The organism is Arenibacter sp. 6A1, assembly GCF_012272855.1.
Classification (GTDB): Bacteria; Bacteroidota; Bacteroidia; order Flavobacteriales; family Flavobacteriaceae; genus Arenibacter.
Window position 1 is genome coordinate 31,833 of sequence record NZ_JAAXCQ010000018.1, and the last position, 20,219, is coordinate 52,051.

The window sequence follows — 20,219 nt, forward strand, 5'->3', positions numbered from 1 at the left end:
TTTTTAACTATGAACTTAATAAGATTTGCGTTAAGAAGACCCATTGCCATTATGGTCATCGTACTGGCAATTACCTTCTTTTCCTATAATGCCATAAAAAAGATCAATGTGGATATCTTTCCGGAGGTGGAACTTCCGGCGATGTATATTGCTATGCCCTATGGCGGATTATCCCCTGCCTATATGGACGGGTTTATGGCCAATGAATTCCAAAAAGTATTGTTGTTTGTCAGCGGCGTCAAGAACATGGATTTCAAAAGTATCCAAGGCCTTACCCTAATGAAATTGACCTTTTATCCGGGAACTGATATGGCCCAAGCGGCCGGAGAAGTATCTACCTCCGTATCTAGGGCCATGGGCTTCTTGCCCCCCGGAGCGGTACCGCCAATGGTAGTACGCTTCGATGGGAGCTCGCTCCCCGTAGGGCAGTTGGTCTTTGAAAGTGATGAGCATTCCATTAGCGAATTACAAACCCTTGTCATTTCCAAGATAAGGCCTATGTTCGTGGAGATACCCGGTATCACTGCTCCGGCACCATTTGGAGGAACCAGTCGTTCTATCGTCGTAAATTTAGACCCTCAATCCTTGCAAGCTAACGGACTTAGTCCGGAAGAAGTTACCTTAGCGATTACAAAGAGTAGTATTCCGTCTCCCGCAGGAAATATCCGCATTGGAGAGGAAAACCTGATGGCCCCGATTAATTCCATCGCCAGAGGTCCGACAGAATTCCTTAACACTCCGATTAAATCATCCGATGGACGTACGGTTTATGTGAGGGATGTAGCGAAAGTCGACGATGGCGCCGATCAAACCGTGGGCTATGCACTGGTCAACGGGAAACGGTCTGTTTACCTGCCTATTATCAAAAAAGCGGATGCCTCTACACTAGATGCGGTAAAAAACCTTAAGAGATCTATCCCAATGCTAAAGGAACAGCTACCCGAAGAGGTGGAGATACGGTATGAGTTTGACCAGTCCAAATATATCGAGGGTTCCCTTTCTAACCTGATACATGAAGGCATATTGGGGGCTGTGTTTACAGGTTTGGTCATCTTCTTGTTCCTTGGAGATACCCGTGGCGCTATGATTGTGGTGATGACCATCCCCATAGCCATTTTAACGGCAGTTACCGTCCTTCATCTTTTTGGGCAGACTATTAATATTATGACGCTGAGCGGATTGGCATTGTCGATCGGTATTCTGGTAGATGAGGCCACCGTTACCATAGAAAACATCCATCAGCACATGGAAATGGGCAAAAACAAGCAACGGGCCATTTTAGATGCCTTAATAGAGATATCCATTCCCAAGCTATTGATTTTGCTCTGTATCCTGGCCGTTTTAACGCCGGCATTTATTATGACGGGCATTCCAAAAGATATGTTCATGCCTTTATCTATGGCTGTAGCCTTCGCGATGATCGCATCTTTTCTTGCATCCCAAACCTTTGTTCCCATATTGGCGAACTGGATGATGAAGGACAAGCATAAGATCGTTGCCGATACCCCCAGAAAACGTGCCTACTTTGAAAAGTTCCGGGTTAACTATTCCTACCGGATGCGAAAATGGTCTACCCGATCGCTTTCTCTTTTTTTACTGTATATTGGAATTGCCGGTGGTACCGCGGCATTGCTGCTAAATGTGGTAGGTACGGATGTGATGCCTGTATCGAACAGTGGTGATCTCCAAATGCGTATTCAGGCCCCGCAGGGTAGTAGGATCGAAAAAACAGAAAGCCTTGTCAGAAATATTATCGAGGATATCAAGAGTCAGCTTCCTAAAAACGGAATTTCCATTTCTTCGGCATTTGTGGGCATGCATCCGGCAACATCACCCATCAATCCTATCTTCCTTTTTTCCAATGCTTCGCATGAATCCGTTCTGCAGCTATCTATAGATCAGGAGTTATACGATGGGTCTATGGAAGCGCTCAAGGAGAAAATCAGGAATGTTGTTGCCAAAAACCATCCCGAAGTTAAGTTCAATTTTGAGCCTATGGAACTGACGGAAAAGATTATGGGTCAAGGAGCAATGACCCCTATTGAGGTAAAAGTTGGTGCGGGTCAAATTAAAACGGCCTTTGCCCATGCCTCTAAAATTGAGGCCAAGTTAAAAGGTATTCCATATTTAAGGGATGTGCGTATTGCCGAGCCCCTAGAATATCCCACCCTAGAAATAGAAGTGGACAGGGATCTTGCCGGACAGTTTGGAATGACGATGAAGGATATTACTCGTAGCCTGGTCGCGGCCACCTCGTCTACTCGTTTTACGGACAAAAACCTTTGGGTAGATCCAAGCTCGGGACGGGTATTTCAGGTGCAGGTACAGTTTCCCGAAGCCATCATGGATTCTGAGGAAAGGCTGCGCTCCCTACCCTTAAAAAACGGTAGTATCCGTCCGGTATTGGAAGATGTTGCAAAGATACGCCGTGTAACCAGCCCGGCACAGATTAATCGGAAAGGTCCAAACCGCTATGTAACCATAGTGGCCAATGTTTATGGCAAAGATTTGGGAACGGCTTCGAAGGCCGTGAACAAAGCCATTGAGGATGCCGGGGAGGCACCCCGTGGTACCACCATTTGGACCGAAGGTACCTTACAGCTTTTAGAAGACACCTTAAGTAGTCTCCTTGCGGGTCTGGGGGTTGCTATAATCGTTATATTCCTAATGCTGGCTGCCTACTATCAATCGTTTAAAGTACCACTGATTATCCTATCGGTCTTGCCTGCCGTTATTGCTGGTAGCCTTGTTATCCTTTACCTTACGGGAAGTACGTTGAACCTTCAGTCTTATATGGGTATTATTATGTCCTTGGGGGTATCTGTCTCCAATGCGGTACTACTGATCAATCAGGCCGAATACTATAGGCGAAATCTAGCGCTTAAGCCTGCCAATGCCGCACGTTTGGCAGCATCATCCCGAATTAGACCAGTACTGATGACCGCTGCAGCGATGCTGGCGGGGATGTTACCAATGGCTATCGGAATCGGTGAAGGGGCAGAACAGGTAGCTCCTCTGGGAAGGGCAGTAATTGGAGGTGTAATCGCTTCTACAGCTACTATTTTGTTGCTGCTCCCGCATTTTTTCTCTTCCATGATGTCTAGAACTAAAATTGTAAGTCCGTCTCTAGACCCCGATGATCAGGAAAGCAGGTATTTTGAAAAACAACAAGTATAAGTGTACCCATAAAAAATATAAAAAAATGAATCGTAAATCATCCATAGAAAACCAATCAGGTATTATGCTAGCAATAAGTCTGGCCGCGACCTTATTATTTACCGCATGTTCCAATAATGAGAAGGAGATGAATAAGGCTGAAATAACGCCTGCAAACTCCCTTGAGTATGCTACAACCCCTGTCCAGTATATCAATCCTGAATATACCCTATCTGTACCCGGAGAATTAAAACCCTATGAACAAGGGGCTATTTACGCTAAAGTAACCGGCTTTGTAAAGGAACTCTATGTAGATCGGGGAGATCGTGTTCGGAAAGGACAGCTGCTAGCTTTGCTGGAAGCTCCCGAAATGAACCAAAAATACCTTTCTGACAAATCTGCCGAGGATAAGGTATATAGTGATTATTTGTTTGCCAAACAGGCCTACGACCGACTTTTAGAAGCATCTGCTACTGTAGGGGCGGTTGCGGCCATTGAAGTGGATAGGGCCAAAAGTGCTATGGAAAGCGCCAAATCTGCCTATGAATCTTCCAAGGCAGAAACGGCACAGACCTCGCAGTTACAAAAGTATCTGCGCATTACGGCACCATTTGATGGCGTAATCACCGATAGAAACGTTTCTGTGGGCGCATTGACAGGTGCTAACACGGGGCTGCCTATTTTTATGATGGCTCAGGGCAGCCGTTTGCGACTGACCCTTGCGCTACCGGAAAAACATGCCGCTTCGGTCAGAGAAGAAATGCCCGCTACCTTTACAGTAAGCTCGCAACCGGGAAAGGTATTTGATGCTAAACTATCAAGGACTTCGGGCTTGCTGAACCAACAGAATCGTGCCCTGACGCTAGAATTTGATGTGGACAATGTTCTTGACGCGTTACAAGGGGGCGAATATGCACAGGTACAGTTAAAATTACAGCGTAAACAACCTTCGTACTGGGTAAACAATAAAAGTGTGCTCTATGCACAGTCCGGAACCTTCGTCATGACATTGAATAACGAAGAGATAAAACGCATTCCGGTAAAGGAAGGGATAAGACTCGATACCCTGACAGAGGTCTTCGGGGAGCTTTCATCACAGGATAATATCCTTGAAAAACCATCCGAAGAAATTAAGCTGGGTAAGATTAGTCGGTAGCCTTTTAAAATATAAATGATGTGAAATAAGCCATTGATGCCTTATGCCTAAACAGCATAATAATTCAATGGCTGTTTTCATTAGTACTTAAAAATTCAATTATTAACAATCAACCGTTGAAATGTAGATCAAAAATCGGGTAGATAATGTTGTGACTTTTAAGGTAATGTGTTTTTCCTTCTCTGCTAAATTTGACATTGAACCACAAACGCATCCGCAGAATCGTTCAATGTTAAAAATAAAGTGTTCAGGGCACCGTTCTGAAGTGTTAGAAATATTGAATTCTTCCTATTTAATCTCTCGATTTTTTTTGCTTAAAAACAACATTTGGCCATGATCCCAAATCTTGACTTGATCCCAATAAAGCAGCTTGGAATATTATAAAAAATAAAAAACCCCAAGATAAAAATCTTGGGGTTTTCCTTGTAGCGAGAACGAGAGTTGAACTCGTGACCTCCGGGTTATGAATTTTCAAAGACCTGTACTGAAATAGTATTAAATCCCTTATAATCAGAGTGTTACAATTTATGTTTAATGATTTAAATTGATTTAAAACCATTAAAAACCATCAAATGTTGTACATATGTTGTACATAGATTTTGTATCTTTAATATTGTTAGACAATAAGATATGGCCACTATTAAGATAATATTACGGAAAAATTATCAAAAGAAGGATAAAACATTTCCTATTGTTTTACGATTAACGAAGGATAGGAAGTCGAAATATTTATTTACTGGAGAGTATATATTGAAAAAGGATTGGGATGAAACTAAGGGATTGGCAAGAAATAGTCACCCAAATTCCGCACGACTTAACAATATGCTTTTAAAAAAGCTTAGCGAGGCTCATGATGCTGCCTTGAAAGAAGTGGCAAGTAATAACAAATCTTCGGTATCTACTATCTTAAAAAGAATAAAATGCGAGGATGAATTTGATTTTTTCCAAGCAAGTGAAATATTCCTTGAGAATATTTTAAGACGAAAAAAGTTTGACCAACATTACAACCAAAAAAAGAGATTAATAATATTCAAAGAATTTTTAGGTTGTAAAAAATTATTTTTTACCGATTTGGATGTCAAATTGCTGAAGAAATTTGAAGCACATTTACTTTATGAACGAAAAGTTTCTCCAAGAACTGCGGTGAACTACCTTATTTTAATTAGAACTGTTTATAATTTAGCCCGAAAGGAATATCATGTAGAGGACAGCAATTATCCATTTGGAAAAGGAAAAATTCAGATAAAGTTCCCGGAAAGTGAGAAAATTGGTTTAACCAAGGAAGAGATTAAATTGCTCGAAGGAGTGAGCGGTTTGTCGGAAGCTCAACAGAATGCGGTTAACACCTGGCTAATAAGCTTCTATTTCGCCGGTATAAGGGTTGGGGACGTTATAAAATTAAAATGGTCTGATATTAAAGATGGAAGGCTTTATTATCGGATGGGAAAAAACAAAAAACTTGTGTCATTATCAATACCTGCAAAAGCAAAAGGAATATTACATCAATACGTGTCCTTGAAAAAAGGGCAGAACGGTTTAATATTCCCGTACTTAAAGGATATTGATTTGAAAGACAATAAAAGGTTACTAATCCGTGTCAAGACTATCACAAGAAACTTAAATAGGCGATTGAAAATGGTTGCCGAAAAACTTGGCATTGAAAAGAAACTCAGTATGCATATTGCTCGACATAGTTTTGGTAATATTTCTGCGGATAAGATTCCTATTCAAATGTTGCAGAAATTATATCGACATTCCTCTATAACGACCACGGTAAATTATCAGTCAAATTTTATGCATAAGGAAACGGATGATGCTTTGGAAATGGTTATAAATTTTTGAGTTTCTGCTTGTAAAACTACTACATTAAATTCTTTTAAGACATACTGATTTGCTTATCTTTTTTAGTGGCTGAAAGCTTTGCTGTGCGAATTGAAAGTAGGGGATTGTTATCATCCTGTGCCTAAGGCTATTTGGCGAAAATAAAGTGGCATGACGTATTTACTTGTATGAATTGTGGACATCAACAGGATTTTAAAAAATCTAGATATAAGTATCCATGTTATGGTTGCCAACATCTCATAAGTGAGGCCTCCAAGAGCGTCACTAATAAATGGATAGGTTACAAACCTTTAAAAAAAGGTAGAATATTAAGCAGGAATTTAATGACAACGGTAAAAAAACACAGAACTTTATATGGCAATCATGCAATTAAAATCTTACCTCAGGGCAATACCAACCCAAGTTGCCAAATGACCTATACAAAATTAATTCGATCAATTTTGCTTGAGAATTAATTGCTCTCAGTTTAAACAAAGAGTTTTTGTAAAACAATATTAAGATAAAGAATGGTTAAAGTAAAACCAATCTAACATGAAGGTATAAAACAGGTCCTTAGTGTATAATTCAATCCTTTTAAATGGATATTTAAAACCTAGCTTTGATTGATCTGGGTACTAAAACCAATAGAAATAAAAGCGAATTGGGAATGTTCTGTCTTATTCGTTTTAGGGCTCGGCCTATGTGACTCTCTACAGTGTTTTCGGAAATATTTAAAATTTTTGAAATTTCCTTATAGGTTAATCCCCTTTTCTTATTCATTATAAATATCTTTTTAGATTTGGGCGGCAAAGCATTAATTTCTTTGTTTAACCACTCCAACTTACTTTTGATTGAATGTTCCTCTTCTTCAATTGATTGTTGTAATACTTCATAATGTATTTTGTCAAGAACATTTTCATTGCGCAGATGCTTCCTGTAATCGTTAATAAATAAATTATAGACGGATTTATAAAGATAACTTTTAATGGAGGAGCGAATTTCTAATGTATTCCTTTTTGTCCAAAGGTTTACAAAAACATTTTGTACTAAGTCTTCAGCCTTAGGTTCATTTTTGGTTAGACTGGTGGCATACAAAATAAGAACCTTGTAGTAATTCTCAAAAAGTAAGCGATAGGTTTGTTTATCGCCTTCCCGAATCTTATCCAACATGACGTCTTCGTCATAAATTATCTTATCCAACTCTCCATGCATAATTGAAATTAAAAAAAAAGATTAAAAAAAATGCAAGGTATTACATTTCTTGATTGTCATAAGGTAAACAAGATAGGTTAAAGTGAAAACAAACATAAAGATAATAATAAGAAAATATCTTCAAAATACAATTTCAGAAGAGGATTTGGACCATCTTAAAGATTGGATTTCCAATAAGGATAATCAAAAACATTTTAGAGAATATATATACTCTCATTATAATAATAAAGCTTATGACGCCAAGAGGGCTTTTAAATTATTCGAAGATGCAACATTTGATAAAAAATCGGTAATCCAATTTAAGAGTGTGAAAACCACTATTTTCAAATATGCAGCAGTATTTGTTGGCTTACTTGTATTGAGTTATACTATATTTTATTTTAACCAAAATAAAGTCACTGAACAGCCTGAAAATCAAGTAACATTGGAAGTGGAAGGTAGTGGCGTGAAATTCCTCAATACTTCTGTAACTAAAGATCTTAAAGGTAAGGACGGTCAGGTTTTAGCGAAGCAAAATAAAAATACTTTGGATTATCAAGGATTAGGTAGTGAAGACGGTGAAATAGTATTTAATGTTCTTCGTGTTCCCTATGGCAAAACATTTCAAGTATTGCTGCCAGATCAAACCCACGTTATCTTAAATGCTGGATCTAGTTTACGATATCCTAATAAATTTCAGAAAGGAAAGAATAGAGAGGTTTATTTAGAGGGAGAAGGCTATTTTAAAGTAAGCAAAAATAAAAACTCCCCTTTCATAGTAAAGTCCAATGGAATAACTACTGAAGTTTTTGGAACTGAATTTAATATTTCCTCATATACGGATGATTCTTTTACTTCTGTGGTGCTGGTTGAAGGAAGTGTTGGTGTAACAGATAATTCAGAACGGCAGTCTAATTTCAGAACTAATTTAATGCTAAAACCCAATGAAATGGCATCAAAAACTATAGGTGCTGAAATCTCAATTCAACAGGTAGATATAGCAGATCATGTTTCATGGGTTGATGGAACACTCTTTTTCAAGAACGAAAGCTTTGGGTCAATCGTTAAGAAATTACAACGGCATTATAATGTTGTAGTTATAAATAATAACAAAGCACTAGAGGAGAAAAAATTTACCGGCCGTTTCGATATAGAATCTATAGAGCAAATCTTGAAAACCTTTCAAAAAACAAATAATTTCAGCTATATAATCACCAAGAACAATATTGTTATTAACCCTTAAAACTTTAACAAAACATGAAATAAACCAACATCTATTTGAAAAATCGGGAAATGGTACCAGCATCCCCCGATTCGTAATTCAATTAAAAAAAGCTATTAAATAACCTTTTAACCAAAACAAAAATATGAAAAATGCAGGAAAGCATTACATCTTTGGTGTATTCAAATTTGATTTAAAAATGAAACTGACAACTCTGCTATTATTTGCATGCTTGTTTCAGATCAATGCCAGTACTTATTCCCAAATTACCAAATTAACATTAGATATTGAAAATGAAAGTATTGAATCGATACTGTTTAAAAAAATAGAACATGAAACCGAATTTAAATTCTTTTATGAAAATTCGACTTTGGACTTGGGTAAGAAAGTAACGTTCAAAATAAAAAAGAAACGCATTGATGAAGTATTGAAAATAATGTTTGAGAATACGAACATTGACTTCGATATTATTGACAAGCAAATCGTTCTTACTAAAAAGAACACTCTTCCAATTAAAAGGTTGGAGCCTTCCTCGAACTTTGATTCCATACCTTTAAAATGGCAAAAAACTATAAAGGGTACGGTCAAAGATCAAAGTGGCCAGCCACTGGCCGGTGCCAGTATTGTTGAAAAAGGATCCAGTCGTGGGACTCAATCTGATTTTGATGGGAATTTCTCGATCGAGGTCTCATCTGGTAATGCCACCTTAGTTGTATCCTATTTAGGATTTGCAACAAAAGAAATACAGATCAACAATCAATCTGTATTGGATATTGTATTAACAGAGGATGCCAGTTCACTAGATGAGGTGGTTTTGGTTGCATACGGTACACAAAAAATTACCAGCGTTACTTCAGCCGTGTCTGCTGTTGATGTTGAAGAATTGGGTAATATTACCAACTCTAATATTGCCGCAGCATTGCAGGGTCGTACTCCAGGTCTATATATTAAAGACGGCGGGTATAATCAAGGGTTGTCAGTACAGGTAAGAGGAGCAACTACGATAGGAAATAACTCACCTTTATATATTGTGGATGGGGTTCCTCAAGATTTACTGCAGGTAGATCCTAATGATATTGAGGCGATTTCCGTTCTAAAAGATGGTGCTGCTTCTGCGATTTATGGGTCTAGAGCGGCAGCTGGTGTCATAATTGTTAAAACTAAAACTGGAAAAAATAAAAAAGCAAGTTTTAATTTTGAAAGCTTTGTGAGTTTTAGTGATTTAACAACCACTCAAAAATCTGCCAATTCAATTCAATCCGCTACCATTATGAATGAGGCCTCCATAAACTCTGGAGGGCAAGTTTTGTTTTCACCTGAAGACTTTTCAAAATTTGAAGCAGGAAATGATCCAGCATATCCAAATACCGATTGGAAAAAAGAGTTTCTAAAAACAGAAGTTACGAACAGATACTTTTTGAGTGCTTCCGGGGGGAATGAGAAATCATCTTATTATTTTTCATTGGGTTACAGGAATGCTGATGGGATCGTTAAATCAGGAATCGACAGAAAGCAATACAATTTAAGAACCAACCTAAAAACAAAGCTAAGAGATAACATCGATTTAGATGTTAATTTGAGTTATAGCATTTCAGATAATACGGCACCAAATGTCAATGCGGGTATTGATAATATCTACCAGCACATGAATGGTACAGCTCCTTTTTTACCAGTAAGAAATGCAGATGGTGATTTTGAATTCTTTAATCAAGCTGGTGCTTACGGAAGAGGATTTTGGAATGTCATGTGGGAATTGGAGGCAGGAACGGCCAATACGAAAAACAAAGCTTTTACTGCTAATACTAATCTTACTTGGGAACTCATAGATGGTTTAAAAGTTATTGGGCGTTACTCCTTAATTTCAGGAACAAGCAGGGGAGTTTCCAGTATATATAAAAGATCTACTACTGGTGGTCCAACTTGGTTTTCAGATATAAATAGTCTAGGGCAAACCTGGAGGGATAATAACCAGTATAATGCCCAAACATTTATAAGCTATGAAAAATCTTTAGATAAACATAATATTGGAATTTTGGCCGGCTGGGACGTTCAGTTTAATAAGGACTCTTTTATTAGTGCTGGAAGAAGGAACTTTCAATTTGATAATTTATTAACTGAGTTTAGCGCTCCTAATTCTGGGGATAATGATGATATCACGGGGTTAAGTAGCAATACAGGTGAAAATGCTTTACAGTCAGGGGTAGGTAGAATCAATTATGATTTTGATGAAAAATACATACTTGAGATAACGGGAAGATATGATGGGGCATCCATTTTTGCACCTGAAAATCGATACGGATTTTTTCCTTCTGTATCCGCAGGATGGTTGATCAGTAAAGAAGATTTCATGAGTTCTAATTCAATTGACCAATTAAAATTTAGAGCGTCTTACGGAACAACGGGTAATAATAGGGTTTCAGGTAGTTATTTTTCAAATATATCATTTGGAACTTACTATTTTGGAATGGGTGATATTGTAGAATCTACTGCTTCAGAAGGAGGCATTCCATTTAGAGATTTAAAATGGGAAACTACCAGCACTATTAATCTTGGTCTCGATTTTTCATTACATAAAAGATTCCTATCGGGCTCATTGGATTATTACATTAAGGAAACCGAGGACATTTTATTGCCGAGCCCAGTGCCAGGAACCGTTGGAACTGGAAGAAGCGGTCCTGCCATTAATGCAGGTAATGTTCAAAATAAGGGATTTGAGTTAGTTTTAAATCATCAAAATACTTTATCAAATGGTTTGAATTATGGTGTTTCAGTGAATGGAACCTATAATACGAATGAAATTACGGAATTGACAAAGGCTTTTTCTGAATTCAATACCAGTTATAGGGTAGGCGATGCTTTAGGAACTGTTTACGGATATGTATCAGATGGTATTTTATCATCTCAAGCTGAAGTCGATAATTATAAAGCTCAAATTACTTCAGGTGTTAGTCCAAATACTACAATGGGTGATATTCGTTATGTGGACCAAAATGGTGATGGTTCATTAAATTTTGAGGATAATGTCGCTATTGCACAAACACTTCCAAAAATTACTTATGGGATTAACTTGAATGCCGAATGGAAGAATTTCGATATACAAATGTTCTTCCAAGGAACAGCTAAAGCAAAAGATTATAGGTCCAATGATTTATTTGGTAATTTTGGATGGATTCCAGAAGAAGCAAACGACGCTTGGAGTTCCACAAATCCGGAGGGAACTTATCCAAGGCTCTTGCTTTTTGGACAACAAACCTACTTCCAAAATTTTTACACCAATTCAAGTTACTGGGCATTCAATTCTTCTTATTTAAGATTGAAGAATCTGCAATTAGGTTATACACTTCCGATAAATGACAATAAGTACATTCAAAGAGCTAGACTCTATTGTACAGGTACAAATTTGTTAACGGTGTCTGATTTTAGACCTGGTTTTGACCCTGAATCAAATGGTTTGGCAATACCGCCTTTAAAGTCGATTGCACTGGGTGTAAATATTAATTTCTAAAAAAATAATATGAAAAATTATATTAAATCTATATACGTATTAATTTTTGCCTTTGGAACTCTTCACAGTTGTACAGAAGAGGAAATTACCAAACTTCCAGTTACAGCACTATCTGAAGATGCTTTTTGGACAAGTGAAGATGAGGTAAAACAAGCCGCTAATGCACTTTATGGGTCATTATCCAATGTGGGGCAGATAGAATGGGATGCATTAACCGAGATAATGTTTAGTCAAAGTGGAGCTTCAGTGGAAATTTCTACAGGAGGTATTAATCCTGGGGCTGGTTTGGTCAATAGTTTATGGACCGGTCAATATGCTACCATTAGAGATGCCAATTGGTTTTTGGACAATGTTGATAAAGTTGGTTTGTCTGAAAGTGCATTAGCACAGTATAAGGGACAAGTGCGATTTTTTAGGGCTTGGGCGCATTATAAGTTGATGTATCAGTTCGGAGATATTCCCATAGTGACTAAATTATTGGCAATTAATGAAGGCCAGGTAGAGCCTAGTTCCAGAGAGGCGGTTTTAAATTTTGTGTTATCGGAATTGGACGGAACCATTACAGAATTATCTTCTTCAAACTATACGCCCGAGTACGGTAGAGTAACCAAATGGGCCGCTATGGCATTAAAGTCTAGGATTTTGCTTTATGAAGGGACTTTGTCTGCAGATAATACGATGTTGACAGAAAGTGCAAATCTGGCTAGTCAGATCATGTCTGGAGGTTTTAGTTTGCATAACAATTATACCGAACTGTTTAGACCAGAAGGAGAAGGGAACTCGGAAATTATTCTTGCTAGAATTAATGCAGATCTAGAGGGGCGTTATCATTCCTTGGGCCAATGGTTGGGACCCATTAGTTTTCATGCATCATGGACCACTTATTCACCTACGAAAGCTCTTGTAGACAGATATCCAGATATAAATGGAGAAGATATTGCAACCAGTCCTTTGTACGATTCTGATATGCCATTCACAAATAGAGATCCCAGATTAAATCAAACCATTTTTAATTGGAATGAGGAGGTGGACTACGAAGGGTCGATGTTCGTAAATAATGGTACTTGGCTTAATTTTAGAAAATGGATCGATCCGGCAGAAACTGCAGAACAAAGAAGCCATATTGACTTTATAGTATTTAGATTGGGCGAAGTATATCTTAATTATGTTGAAGCCATGAATGAGGTGAACGGTCCATCCCAAGACTTGCTAAACCTTATCAATGAGCTAAGAGCTAGGGGTGGTAAAGGAGCAGCTGCAGATGGATCCGATGTTGTTGTGCCCCCTATTGCGCTGGCTGGACTAACCAAAGATAGTTTCAGAGAGATTATTAGAAGGGAAAGAATAATCGAGTTAGCAGCTGAGGGTATTCTGTATTATGACTATCATAGATGGAAGTGGTTGGAGACAACCATGAATCAACCTGCGGTCGGAGTGGTTCCATTGGAAAATAGAGTTTTCACTGCTCCGAGAGATTATAAATGGCCTATTCCTGATTTTGAATTGATTAACAATCCAAATTTGAAACAAAATACAGGTTACTAAACGAATTAAATAAAAATATAGGAAATCCCCGCTTCAAAGGGTTGTTAGTTGTTTGATGGCGGGGTTTCTTTTTATTCGAATTGCTTTTCCACAATTTTTGGTTGTAGTTTGAGAATTTGGGATATGAAAAAGTATAAGGCTTTTTCTGTTCCGAAAAATTCTATTGTTTGGTAATAAGCATATTTCTGATTCAATTTTAACCAAAATAGCCTTGTAATTCCTTAAAATAATATTGAATGAAATCATTAACTCTGACATTTTGCATATTCCTTTTACTTGCCTGTCAAAAGGAAGTTGAAAGAGCAACTCCCAAGGAAATAAATGCACATAAAGTATTGGAAAGAACTATTGGAGTTGAGCATGCCTCAAAATTTATCTTTCAACTTGAGGAAAATGATTCGTTGGATTCATTTCATTATTCAGTGAAGGATAATAAAGTAATCGTTATTGCCAATACTCCTACTTCCCTTAATAGGGGGGCTTATGACTATTTGAAAAGCGCCACAAATTCCATGATAAGTTGGTCTGGGAAAAACATCAATATTCCAGAGGAATTGCCCGAAGTAGAAAAAACAATTACCTCCCCATACGAGAACAGATATTATTTAAATGTATGTGCTTTTGGATATTCAACACCCTACTGGGACTGGGAACGGTGGGAAAAGGAAATAGATTGGATGGCCCTGCACGGAATGAATTTTCCTTTAGCATTAGTTGCCAATGAAGCAATAGCAACACGTGTATGGAAAAAGCTGGGCTTAACGCAAGACGAAATAGATGCTTTTTATACAGCGCCCTCATTATTGCCATGGCAACGGATGGGAAATGTAAATAACCTTGGTGGTGAATTGTTGACAGAAGAATGGCATAATGGACAAATAGCACTGCAGCACAAAATATTGAATAGGATGAAGGAACTTAAGATGAACCCTATTCTTCCCGCCTTTGCCGGTTTTGTGCCTAAGGATATTAGTAGGTTGTATCCAGAAAATGAGCTGTTACAGGTAAGTTGGGGAGGTTTTCCGGAAAAATACCAAGGAGCCCTCATAAGTCCAAAAACACCTTTGTTTGACAAGATAGGAAAGCTTTTTATCGAGGAGTGGGAAAGAGAATTCGGAAAAGGAAAATATTACCTTGCCGATAGTTTTAATGAAATGGACCTTCCAAAAACAGATCGGCCGGTAACCGAGCTTTTGGCCGAATACGGAAGTTCTATCTATGAGTCACTTAAATCTGGAAACCCAGATGCCGTTTGGGTAGTACAGGGATGGATGTTTACTTATCAAAGAAATATTTGGAACAAGGAAACAACGAATGCTCTTTTTAGTAAAATTCCTGATGAGAAATTAATGATTCTCGATTATGCATATGAGTATAACGGTATCGCTTATAAAAACGGGTTTAACTATGATGTTTTCGAGGGGTATAACAATAAACCCTGGGTGTATGGCTTTATGCTCAATAGTGGTGGAAAAACTGGACATACAGGTGTACACGATTATTATGCTACAAACCCAATAGCGCTTTTAAAATCTCCATATTATAAAAGTAATGCTGGTTTTGGCTTTGCCCCCGAAGGAATAGAAAATAATGAGGTCACCTTTGAACTAGTGTCCGATATGGCATGGACAGGCGAAGCTATTGATTTGGACAATTGGTACGTCGATTATGCAAAAGCACGCTACGGAGCCGCGCCGACGGCCATGGCTGAAGCATGGCAGCTACTTAGAAAAACTAGTTACGGAACTATGACAGACCATCCTCGCTTTGGTTTTCAAGGCAATAGTGGATCATGGTCTACAGGAACCATAAACAAAGATCCCCGTATTTTTGAAGCAATAGAAAAATTTCTTTCCTGTTCGGATGAATTAAAGGATTCTGAACTTTATAAAGCAGATGCCCTTGAATTTGCAGCAACTGCCTTATGCCATAAAGCTGAAGATTGGTTTGGCTATGCCTATAATGCGCATCAAAATTCAGATTTTGAAACACGGGACCAAGCAGGTGAATGGGCATTGCGGCTACTAGCTGACGCTGACAGATTGTTGGAAAACCATCCAACTTTAAATCTACAACGATGGATTGATTTTGCCCGAGCAACAAGTACCGATACAAATCAACAGGATAAGTATGAAGAGGACGCAAGAAGAATTTTGACCGTTTGGGGCCCACCAAAACTTAAATTAGGGGTTAATGATTATGCCGCTAGAATGTGGGGAGGTCTGATCCGTGATTATTATCGGGAGAGAATGGCAGGTAAGTTAGAAAGCTTACGTTTAAACGAAACCTATGATCATAGAGCATTTGAGGATGCTTGGGTACGAAACAAAGGGGTGAGTAAAATAGAGCCTTTTAAAGATCCATTGGAGTCGGCAAGGAAGTTGGTAAAACAAGCTATTGAAAGACCTATTCCTGTAATCGTACATGAGGATGATATTGTGGTGGGCGAATGGTCTTCAAAGGATAATACCATGGAATGGCCTATTAATAGAGCGGATTTGCCAAAAATTAAAGAGGTTAAATTCATTTATACCAGCGGAAAAACGCCTGTCAGTATAAAAGATGTAACATTAATTGCCGATGGTAAGCCTATCTATAAAGGCTCACAGCTTGGTTTTCTTGCTAGAGGGAATGCAACAGTAGTATATCCTTTGGAATTACCAAAAGGAGTGAGGGCAAATAACGGTGCATCTCTAAAAGTGTCAATGGACAGTAAGAAAGATGGAACACTAGCGAAAGGCAAGGTGGTTTTAATTCTTGAAGATTGAAACAACAATAGAATCGGCAAATGGAAAGAAGAACAATTGGTTTCGTTAACAAAAAAAGCGATTATGAAATTATTATCTAAACAGCAAAAAACTTTTTTCGAGGAAGAAGGGTTTTTAGTCATTGATAATTTGTTGAATGAGGCAGAGGTGATTTATTATAAAAGCCTCTATGATTCATTTTTGGACAATAAAATCGATGCCTCAAGGTACCGGTCAGATCTATCAGGTTCAGATGAGACTACTGGGGAAAACATCACGCAAATTATGGTTCCCAGTAAGTTAGTTCCAGAACTTTTGAAAAAGGCACTGCATATTAAAACCTTAAAAATAGCGCAAGAACTGATGGGCGATGATATAGCCTTGGATTTTGATATGCTTATCAATAAAGCACCGAATACCAAAACTATAACCCCATGGCATCAAGATGCAGCATATTGGATCGATATGGCCGATAAACGAGCAGTAAGCTGCTGGGTGGCTATTGATCGTGCCTATAAGGAAAATGGCTGTATGTGGTATACGCCAAAATCTCACCTCTCAAAAATTTTGCAACATGAGCAGACAGGCAACAAGGGCGCACTTAAATGTGCCGGAAGTGAGGATAATTCCATTTGTATAGAATTGTCTCCTGGAGCTTGTGTTTTTCACCATGGTAACACCTTACATTATAGTAGAGGTAATTCTACAGAGGATAACAGAAGGGCAATTATAACGAATTTTAGACCAAAGTCAATGATCGCCTTTGAACGGTCTAAAGGTATAGATCACACAGGGGAAAGAAAAGTTAAGCCATAAACCTTCAATTTTTCAATTAAATCTAAAAAAGCATCAATTTCAAATACGAATTTATTTATGAAATGTATTAAAAGGTTAATTCCTGTTCATTTTAAGCAACTACTATTTAATATCCTTATTATTTCTTTTAGTCTTTTGGGTTACTCCCAGTCAGAAGTGAAGTATAGCATTGCCGACATCCCATGGGAGTCAGGCCTTGGAAATCATAGGGCCATATTAGAAGTGCCTAAAAAAGCGCAAGCGGTTAAACTAAAGTTTAGTTGGAGGCGACATGACAAATCAATTGACAAGCGAAAGTTTATTATAATCAATGCCAAAACTGGGGATACTATTGAAAATATTCATCGTATAGATGTTGATAATGAAAAATGTGAGTTGGTTTTTGGTCCTGCAGAAAAGGGAGAGTATCATTTTTATTACTTACCCTTTAAACCGGATCCTGAATGGGGCTATTATAGATACGGATACCTAGAACAAGAAAAATCACCAGATCAGTTGTGGGTAGCAAATAATAGGCTTAATAATGAAAAGCAGCTACGTAAGTTGCCAAAAGCCACTTGTACAGAAATCCAAGCAAGAATGGAATTTGATTCCTTCTACCCTATGGAGGTTGTAGCAACCCAAGAAGAATTAGAACAGTTTGTTAGTAGTTCAGATTCGGATTATATAGCCATCCCAGAGGATAGAAAATATCCGATTAGGATGCGGGATTATCTCCCTTTGAAATGGATTAAAGATGGTATTCCCCATCAATTTAAAGGAAGTGCCAAAAGGCATGAATATTATGCTTTTCAAGTAGGAATTTATGCTTCAAAAAAGTCATTAGAAAACGTAAGACTGGAATTCTCTGGTTTTAAATCGTCTAATGGAGATACGTTGCCGCAAAGCGCTTTTACCTGTTTTAATACCCATGGAGTAGATCCATATGGAAAACCTTTTATAAAACAAGTTGATGTTGTTAAGGGTAGGGTGCAGCCATTATGGGTTGGAATAGATATTCCGAAAGATATTACGGCCGGTCTCTATACTGGTAACATAGCTGTAAAAGCCAATGGTCAACCAGATCAAATTATTACTGTCGCCTTAAATATTGAAGATCAGATAATTGCTAGCCGTGGTGATGATGAACCATGGAGACACTCCAGATTACGCTGGTTAAACTCCACAATCGGAATTGATGATGAGCCAACCGATGCATATTCGGGTATTGTTTATGATCAAAAGACCAATAAAGTGGATCTGTTGGACAAAAAAATCGCGTTCGGCGATAGTGGGTTGCCGACTTCAATAAAAGTGTCGGGTACGGAAATATTAGCAGGTCCTATTAGGTTTGTTTTGGATAGAGAACCGTTACAGAATGAAAAACTAGAGTCGACAAACAGCAAATCGGGCATAGTAGTTAAAAAGTCTACGTCTAGTACCGAGAATTTTGATATTCAAACAGAATCCACTATTGAATTTGATGGGCATATAAATTATAAGATCAAATTACTTGCCAAATCAGATGCTGACCTTAGTGAGTTTAAATTAGAAATACCTTTTCATCCATCCGTTGCAGAGTATATAATGGGTATGGGACTACCAGGCACGAAAGTACCTGGACAACACCAAGCGAATTGGAAAGGGCCACATGATAGTTTTTGGGTAGGAAATACATATGGTGGCCTGCATGTGGAACTTCGTGGCGGTGAGTACCATGGCCCCTTATTAAATCTATATAAACCAGATCCCCCAAGAAGTTGGGACAATGGTGGTAAAGGCGGCTTCTCCATAGCAAAAAAAGAAGAAGAAACCATAGCCACCATATTTTCCGGAAAAAGGAGATTTTCTAAAGGAGAAGAACTTGATTTCGAAGTTTCTTTCTTAATTACCCCGGTAAAGCAGATAGATAGTAAATCCCAATTTACTAATAGATATTACCATGATGGGTTAGCGCCAAAACCTGAAATGGATGAGATTAAGGATGGGGTGAAAATTATCAATGTTCACCATGCCAATAAATACAATCCCTACATTAATTATCCATTTATCAATACAAAAGAACTTCGAGGTTTTGTAGATGAAATGCATGCCAATGATTTAAAAGTAAAAATCTATTATACAATTAGGGAGCTCTCTAACAATGCTACCGAAATATGGGCTTTGCGAAGTTTAGGTAATGAGATCTTGGGAACTGGAAATGGCGGAGGTTATCCTTGGCTGCAGGAGCATTTGGTCACCGATTATAATACACAATGGTATTCACCATTAGAAAATGGCATTGATGCGTCAATAATAAATGCTCCAGGAGACTCACGTTGGTATAACTACTATTTGGAAGGTCTTTCTTGGTTATTGAAAAATATGGATATAGACGGCCTATATCTGGATGATGTTACATACGATAGACGAATCTTAAAAAGGATGCGGAAAATCTTGGACAGGAATAAGCCCGGGTCTATGATCGATCTTCATTCCAATACTGGATTTTCAAAGGGACCGGCCAACCAATATGCAGAGTTTTTTCCATATTTAGATAAATTGTGGTTTGGCGAGAGTTTTATATATGATGAAATGCCACCAGAAAATTGGTTGGTAGAAGTATCTGGCATCCCTTTTGGGCATATGGGCGATATGCTACATGCCGGAGGAAATCCATGGCGGGGTATGGTGTACGGGATGACCGTCCGATACCCTTGGTTTACAGAAGGTGTAACCTCAGATCCTAGAGATATTTGGAAGGTATGGGACGATTTTGGAATTGCGGAAGCTACGATGATTGGCTATTGGGATAAGAATCCGGTTGTGTTCAGTAGTCGGGCGGATGTCAAGGCAACTGCCTACGTTAAAGAAGGAAAAGTACTCATCTCCATAGCTAGTTGGGCTAAGGAAACTGTGAATGTACAACTGAATTTAAATTGGGAGGCTTTAGGGATAAACAAACGTCAAGTTCAGATGGTTGCCCCAAAGATTAAAGATTTCCAACCCGAAAGAACATTTTCCGTAGAAGAAGAAATTCCTATTGAGCCAACCAAAGGTTGGTTGTTGATTATTGAAGAATAAACTAATATACTAATAAAC

Annotated in this window: 10 protein-coding genes; 9 read left to right on the forward strand and 1 reads right to left on the reverse strand. The window is 38.2% G+C overall.

All coding sequences use genetic code 11. The annotated features are described in order from the left end of the window. Nucleotides 1-9 precede the first annotated feature (9 nt). From HCG49_RS14900 to HCG49_RS14910, 3 genes are all read left to right on the forward strand, one after another. A complete protein-coding gene (locus HCG49_RS14900) occupies nt 10-3,177 on the forward strand; it encodes an efflux RND transporter permease subunit (protein WP_168470322.1) in 3,168 nt (1,055 codons plus the stop codon). A gap of 25 nt (nt 3,178-3,202) precedes the next feature. Continuing rightward, complete coding sequence (locus tag HCG49_RS14905; protein WP_168470323.1) at nt 3,203-4,312, forward strand: efflux RND transporter periplasmic adaptor subunit; 1,110 nt, start codon at nt 3,203-3,205, stop codon at nt 4,310-4,312. A 630-nt stretch (nt 4,313-4,942) separates the two neighbouring features. Then, nucleotides 4,943-6,154, forward strand: coding sequence for a site-specific integrase (locus HCG49_RS14910; RefSeq protein ID WP_168470324.1), 1,212 nt, complete (start codon nt 4,943-4,945; stop codon nt 6,152-6,154). 585 nt (nt 6,155-6,739) lie between these two features. Here HCG49_RS14910 and HCG49_RS14915 read toward each other — a convergent pair. Further along, entirely contained in the window at nt 6,740-7,345 is a 606-nt protein-coding gene (locus HCG49_RS14915) for an RNA polymerase sigma factor (RefSeq protein ID WP_205764417.1), read from the reverse strand. Between the two features lie 82 nt (nt 7,346-7,427). Between HCG49_RS14915 and HCG49_RS18760 the strand changes: the two genes are divergently transcribed. The 6 genes from HCG49_RS18760 (at nt 7,428) to HCG49_RS14945 (ending at nt 20,201) form a co-directional block, all read left to right on the forward strand. Further along, entirely contained in the window at nt 7,428-8,567 is a 1,140-nt protein-coding gene (locus HCG49_RS18760; RefSeq protein ID WP_168470326.1) for a FecR family protein, read from the forward strand. A gap of 124 nt (nt 8,568-8,691) precedes the next feature. Further along, nucleotides 8,692-12,051, forward strand: a complete 3,360-nt coding sequence (locus HCG49_RS14925; RefSeq protein ID WP_168470327.1) for a SusC/RagA family TonB-linked outer membrane protein — start codon at nt 8,692-8,694, stop codon at nt 12,049-12,051. Between the two features lie 9 nt (nt 12,052-12,060). Continuing rightward, nucleotides 12,061-13,596 (forward strand): RagB/SusD family nutrient uptake outer membrane protein, encoded by a 1,536-nt coding sequence (locus HCG49_RS14930; protein ID WP_168470328.1) that lies wholly within the window; start codon nt 12,061-12,063, stop codon nt 13,594-13,596. 236 nt (nt 13,597-13,832) lie between these two features. Further along, complete coding sequence (locus tag HCG49_RS14935; protein WP_168470329.1) at nt 13,833-16,364, forward strand: alpha-N-acetylglucosaminidase; 2,532 nt, start codon at nt 13,833-13,835, stop codon at nt 16,362-16,364. A gap of 63 nt (nt 16,365-16,427) precedes the next feature. Continuing rightward, nucleotides 16,428-17,159 (forward strand): phytanoyl-CoA dioxygenase family protein, encoded by a 732-nt coding sequence (locus HCG49_RS14940; RefSeq protein WP_168470330.1) that lies wholly within the window; start codon nt 16,428-16,430, stop codon nt 17,157-17,159. 57 nt (nt 17,160-17,216) lie between these two features. Next, on the forward strand, nt 17,217-20,201 hold the full coding sequence (locus HCG49_RS14945) for a glycoside hydrolase domain-containing protein (RefSeq protein ID WP_168470331.1): 2,985 nt from the start codon (nt 17,217-17,219) through the stop codon (nt 20,199-20,201). Nucleotides 20,202-20,219: the final 18 nt, after the last annotated feature.